General features: G+C 56.6%; 6 protein-coding genes and 1 pseudogene. 1 reads left to right on the top strand and 6 read right to left on the bottom strand.

All coding sequences use genetic code 11. The annotated features are described in order from the left end of the window. Positions 1-183: 183 nt before the first annotated feature. Genes ACR0EK_RS20150 through ACR0EK_RS20130 form a run of 5 tightly spaced genes read right to left on the bottom strand, consistent with a single transcriptional unit; the run spans position 184 to position 4198 of the window. A complete protein-coding gene (locus ACR0EK_RS20150) occupies positions 184-585 on the bottom strand; it encodes a hypothetical protein (protein WP_480871583.1) in 402 nt (133 codons plus the stop codon). Continuing rightward, complete coding sequence (locus ACR0EK_RS20145) at positions 582-1295, bottom strand: ABC transporter ATP-binding protein (protein ID WP_480484950.1); 714 nt, start codon at positions 1293-1295, stop codon at positions 582-584. The genes ACR0EK_RS20150 and ACR0EK_RS20145 overlap by 4 nt, the downstream gene beginning before the upstream one ends. Positions 1296-1299: 4 nt before the next feature. Next, a complete protein-coding gene (locus tag ACR0EK_RS20140; RefSeq protein ID WP_480901159.1) occupies positions 1300-2436 on the bottom strand; it encodes an ABC transporter permease in 1137 nt (378 codons plus the stop codon). Next, complete coding sequence (locus ACR0EK_RS20135; protein ID WP_480540086.1) at positions 2433-3587, bottom strand: efflux RND transporter periplasmic adaptor subunit; 1155 nt, start codon at positions 3585-3587, stop codon at positions 2433-2435. Before ACR0EK_RS20135 ends, ACR0EK_RS20140 begins: the two co-directional genes overlap by 4 nt. Beyond that, entirely contained in the window at positions 3584-4198 is a 615-nt protein-coding gene (locus ACR0EK_RS20130; RefSeq protein ID WP_480540084.1) for a TetR/AcrR family transcriptional regulator, read from the bottom strand. The genes ACR0EK_RS20135 and ACR0EK_RS20130 overlap by 4 nt, the downstream gene beginning before the upstream one ends. A gap of 321 nt (positions 4199-4519) precedes the next feature. Between ACR0EK_RS20130 and ACR0EK_RS20125 the strand changes: the two are divergent. Continuing rightward, a pseudogene (locus ACR0EK_RS20125) lies at positions 4520-4802 on the top strand (transposase); the annotation flags it as partial. 100 nt (positions 4803-4902) lie between these two features. Here ACR0EK_RS20125 and ACR0EK_RS20120 read toward each other — a convergent pair. Next, on the bottom strand, positions 4903-5916 hold the full coding sequence (locus ACR0EK_RS20120; RefSeq protein ID WP_480774581.1) for an extracellular solute-binding protein: 1014 nt from the start codon (positions 5914-5916) through the stop codon (positions 4903-4905). Between the last annotated feature and the right edge of the window lie 30 nt (positions 5917-5946).

The following is a 5946-nucleotide window of genomic DNA, read 5'->3' as shown; positions in this document are numbered from 1 at the left end:
GGCATTCGAAGCCTTGAATGCTGCCACTCGAGCCGCTTGAATCCCGACCATCAGCATTCCCTCGTCGACCGGACGTTAACGTGACAACACCCGCGTACGTCCTGATTCATAAACATCTCCTTTGTCCCCGAAATGGGAGGTCGAAGGAAATGTCCCGCGAGTAACGGCATATCTACAGGCGAGTCATTCTGCTCGCCAGATATGCACCCAAGCCACAACGGAAATGGCTAACCAGACACCCGTGCGCAAGGTCATCGCGCCGAGGGTGCGCATCTCATAGGCATTGCCTTGCAGCACATGAGCGCCGAAGGCCAGAAAAACCAGAACGGTGGCAACCAGAATGCCTGTTGATATCCAGGCCGCTGACCGGTGCCGTAGAAACAGTCCAAAGCCGGCCACGACATAGGCGAATCCTGCCAGAAAGTTGAACCACAGCACGAAGGGCACTGCATTACCAACGGCGGCGCGTGCTTCATCGCCACCAAACAAGGCCCGTCCGCCTGAGAAAACAGTCAACGCGCCGAACACTATTGCCACGCTTGCCGCTATGTTCAGGGCGCGGTTGCCAGTGGTTGCATTTTTCATGTCGCGCCCCCTTCCGTTCCATCAAGTCGGCCGTCGCGTAAGTGGAACAGCTTGTCGAACCGGTCGTAAATCTTTTCATCATGCGTCACCGCGATGATGCAGGCGTCTTGCTCAGCTGCGAGCTTGCGCATCAGGTCCATCACGATCCCGGCCCTCTGGCTGTCAAGCGCCGCAGTTGGTTCATCTGCCAGAATGATGCGCGGGCTGTTGGCAAGGGCGCGTGCGATGGCCACACGCTGCGCCTCACCTCCGGACAGAAGCGCGGGCATCGCATCCCTGCGGTGACCGACCTCCAGATAGTCCAGCAGTTCGACAGCGCGCCTTTGCGCCTCGACCGTCGACTTTCCAGCCAGTTTCAGCACCAGAGCAACGTTATCCTTGGCATCGAGAAATGGCAGAAGATTATGGAACTGAAAGATAAACCCGATCTTGTCGAGCCGTAGCCTACGCAAATCGTTTCGCAGCCATTGCTTGTCGTAAACCGCCTCATTGTCCAGCGTAACCTTCCCCGTACTCGGAGCAATGATGCAGCCAATGACATTCAGAAGCGTCGTTTTACCCGATCCAGACGGGCCGAGTAGTGCCACCACTTCGCCCGCCTCGACTGACAGATCAACACCCTTCAGTGCATCGACACGTGCACCGCCCTCGCCAAAGTGCTTTGAGACATTGGTAACATCTACAATCACGCGGCGCGGATCATTGAGCATGACGTCACCCTCCGATTGCCGTAGCCGGATCGACCTTGAGTGCTGCACGAACGCCAAGGCCGCTGGCGACGATGCAGACAATGAGGATGATCCCTGCCAGCGCGACGGCGTTGATCGGCTCCAACACAACCCGGCGGGGGAAGTAGTCTTTGACAAGCAGGATAAGGATCAGACCGAAACTCCAGCCGACCGCACCAAGTGCAATGGATTGCTGCACGATCAGCCCGATGATCGTGCGGTCGGGGGCGCCGATCAGTTTGAGTGTGGCGATCTGCTTTAGCTTTTCCATGGTCATCGTGTAGATAATCAATGCGATCACAACGGCTGAAACGGACAATAAGATGCCCAGAAACAAACCTATCTGCCGCTTTGCCCGATCCACCACAGACATTAGCAAGATAGACTCCTGATCGGCTTGTGTCAGGGCCCCAAGATGTTTCCATTGGCGCACCGACTGCGCCACTGCTTGCGGGTCTGCAAGCGGTTCAAGCCGTGCGATCACAGCCGCAACGCTGTCCTGACTTTCGCGCAACCCCGCGCCTCGTGCCTCCTGGACGCGTTGAGCCGACGGGGCCAGTTGCGTCTGTAGCACTTGCGCATCGCGCAAGGTGATAAACGCCGCCGGATCACCGGCGGAATTCATCGTATCCTCGACCAACCCGACCACAGAGAAAGGATCGCGGCCCAGTCGGATCACATCGCCGACGGACAGTCCGGATTTGGCATCTGCCACGATCTCGAAATGGGACTGGCTGATCCCACGCCCTACCGAGATTGCTTCGGGTCCACCGGGGTGACCTGGCTCGTATCCGATCACGTACAGGCGTAGCGTTTCGCCGCGAAAGGGCGCTTCGACGGTCTGGTATGTGATGCTGCCCGCTTCGGCCACGCCATGCAATCGCCCCACGGCATCACGGGTGCCGTCGGGAATTTTCGAGGCTTCTGCAAACGGTCCGCGTGTACCAGATTCAACAATCCAAAGATCTGCTCGAGGTGCTTTGACGATGTTCAGCGCGTCCGCAACCAGCCCATTGTAAATACCAATCATTGCCAGCACGACCGCCATCAGAAGGCTGAGGCCGAGGCAAGTCAGCATGAAGCGGAACAGATTGTGACGCACATCGCGGTAGGCGAGGTTCATGGCGCATCCCTCTCGACGACCCGAACCATGCGCCCCTCAGACAGCCCTTTACCGGGTGCCAGGATGACCTGCGAGCCGTCGGGAATACCACCGACCAGTTCGACCCGCGCATCCTCGGTCCGGTGACCGAAGACTGCCGACACCTGATGCGCACGCCCATCCTGCGCGACCCATATAAGACCTTCATGCCCGTCAAAACCGGTTATTGCGATCTCGGGAACCAACATCGCATCGACCAGCTCTGTCACTGTGATCCAAGCTTCGGCCTGTTCGCCAAGAAAAACCTGTTCCGGGCACTGATTGCATGCAATCCAGACCCGGCGTTCTTCGTTCACCCGGTCACTTTCTATACCGATCCGCGCGATCTTGCCTGTGAAGACCTTATGGGGCAAAGACCGCAACCTCACTTCGGCAACTTGTCCGAGTTGCAGGGGCCCGGCCCTCTCTTCATCAATGTAGGCCAAAGCCCAAACAGTGTTCGGGTCCAAAAGGGTAAAGATAGGTTCACCAGCGACAACAACAGTACCTGCTTCGACGTGGCGCTCAACAACGACCGCGTCAAATGGCGCCCGCAACACATGATGATCAAGCAGCACACGCTCGTATTGCAGGGCTGCCTTGGCGTCACTTTGCATGGATTTGGCAACCTCAACATCACTTTCTGCTACGGCCAGATCAGCGGCTGCAACATCGACATCCCGCTGCGCCTCTTCTGCAGCCTGAGTCGAGACGGCATTGCGCCCGGCAAGTTCCTGCTGGCGCGCATTTGTCGACTGCCGTTGCGCAAGAATGGCACGCGCGCGGATCACATTTGCCTCAGCCTTGCCCAAAGTGGCCTCTGCGGCGGCAATCCCGGCTTTGGCGCGCGCGACTTTTGCTTGTTGTTCCGTCGGATGAAGCCGGGCAAGGACTTGCCCCGCTTTGATCGTATCACCACTGTCGACCGAAAGTTCTGTCAGCGTGGCACCAACTTCAAATCCGACATCTGAGACGATCCGGGCCTCGACCGTCCCCAGCCCATAAACACGAACAGGGACATTCTTTTCAATTGCGGCAGTGGAAACATTAACCGGGCGCTCTGTAAGGACAAGCCAGCCAAAGACGGCGAGGCCGACAGCAAGGGTAACACCGAAGATGATACGGCGGTTCATGGCGAAACCCCTGTACTTGCTATTCGGAATAGCCGCATCTGAGCGTCGAGCAATCGGTGCCCTTCGGATTCCAATGCGAAACCGCGTTTCCCTAGAGTCCAGCGGATCGCCAACCCTTGTACCAGTGAGATCAACAGTAGCGCTCCGTCTTCAGGCGGCAGGTTTGTGTCGAACAGGCCCGCTTTCTGTCCGTTGGTCAGCTCGATGGACAGCAATGCGACCAATTCAGTCATCAGCGTAAGAACAGCTTGCCGGAGATCGTCGTTTTCTACCTGTAGCTCGCGCGAGAAAAGAATAGACGGGATGGCCGGCATAGTCTCGATCTGGTGCAATTGAGCCAAAATCAGCGCTTTGATCCGCTCTGCCGGATCGGCAGATGTCCTAAGCGCGTCACCCCACGCGGTTCGGAGGCGTTCAGAAATCTCGTTAGCTACCGCCAACCATAAATCCTGTTTGGTCGCGAAGTGCCGGAAGATTGCGGGCTGCGTCAGCCCGACTGCATCAGCAACCGACTGTGTGGTCAGGCGATCAGGGCCCAACTCGTCCGCGAGGCGCAGCATGGCTTGTACGATCTCGGTCTTGCGTTCATCTGCGGGCTTGCGGGCGGGCATTCGAAACCATTATGTTAGTGAGTAATAACTAACTTATTAAGGCGAGATACACTTGACGTCAAGCGCATCTGGATTTGATTACGTTATCAGGGTCGGAAGGGGGCATATGGCAACTTTTGGTAGCAAGAAGATCGACAGATAAACGGTGGGCAGCACCCGATAACTGCGCGACACCTATAGTCAAACTTTGGGAATAACACGACATCAAGCCGCTTGTGCTCGTCGCTGACTTCAAACGCAACGCAGTCTCCTGTGAGGTTATTTCGCGTCAACGCCGCGTGTCATTTGGAAGGGCATGCCGGATTGCCGGAAAAGGCTTTGACCAAACAGATCGACGCAACCTACCTGAAGGCACATCGGACAGCGATCAGTTTGGGCGTAACAACTGGGGGCGTAGACGCCTGATTGATCGGACCAACGGTGTCATGAACACAAAGCTGCACACCGTCTGCGACAGTCAGGGGCGTCCGATCAACCTGTTCGCCACCGCTGGAAAGGTCAGCGCTTACATCGGGGCGAGGGCATTGCTAAGGACTCCACCAAATGTCGAGTGGCTTTCGGAAACCGAGGCTATGATGCAGACTGGTTCAGAGAAGCTTTAAAATACTGCAGACTGTAACGCGTTTCATGGGGCTTTTTGTCTCAATAGGTTTGTTCGGCGCCCCTTTTAACAAAAGCGCCGCCAAATCTTAGCTTACACCGACCTATTTCTTGAGATTGGTCCAGATCTGGTCATAGACAGCCTGAGTTTCCTCGTCGCAGACTTCGAGGAACACGCCTTGACCCGCGCCCGCATGAGGGTTCTTTTCAGGCTGCGCTGCCAGCTCCGGATCAAGGAACTCGGTCACCCCGTTAACGCCCGCGTTATACTGCGCATAGTTGGTCACTGCGGCAATGTTTTCCGGTTCCAGCAGGAAGTCCATGAATTTCAGGGCATTATCGCGGTTCGGCGCATCTTTCAGCAGAACAACATTGTCCATCCACGCCACGTAGCCCTGAGTAGGGAAGGCATATTCGACGTTGGCACCTTCTTCCCGAGCCTTTGCGGAAAAGCCGTCATAGATCTGACCGACTGCCGCATCACCGGACACCAGCACCTCTTTGGCGGTATCCGAGTTGAACGACACCCAGTGCTGTTTGGCGTTCTGAAGCATATCGTTCAGTGCCTTCAGTTGCTCACGATCGTTCGAACACTGCGGGATGCCCAGGTGTAGCGAGGCCATGGCCATCACGTCACCTTGGCTGTCCAGCATGTTGATCTTGCCTGACAGTTCGGCGGGTGGGTTGAACAGGATGTCCGTAGTCTGAATGTCGCCACTGTATACATCGCGGTTCACCGCAAACGAGGTCGAGCCCCACTGATACGGGATCGAATGAGTACGGCCCGGATCAAAGCTTGGGTCGGCCCATTCGGCCGAGATGTTGCCCTTGTTGACCAACTCGCCCTCGGCGATGGTATCCAGCAGCCCTTCGCCAGCCATGATTTTAACCATATAATCGCCGGGCACTGCCACGTCATAGGTGCCGATGCCGCCTGCTTTCAACGTGGCCAGCATCGCTTCGTTCGAGTCGTAGGTGTCCATTGTCACGGCGATACCGGTTTGCTCGGTGAACTTGTCCAGCAGTTCCTGCGGTACGTATTCGAACCAGTGATAGACTGGACCTGTCCCGTTTTTGTGCCGCCCCAAGTGCTCGTTTAAGCCACTTTCCTTTCGAATGCGACAGGGCTTTTCCAGCCCAATGCTGAG

The sequence above is a fragment of the Ruegeria sp. AE4 genome (assembly GCF_056542185.1).
The sequence above is the reverse complement of the archived record's forward strand: the minus strand, read 5'-3'. Positions and strand labels throughout refer to the sequence as shown.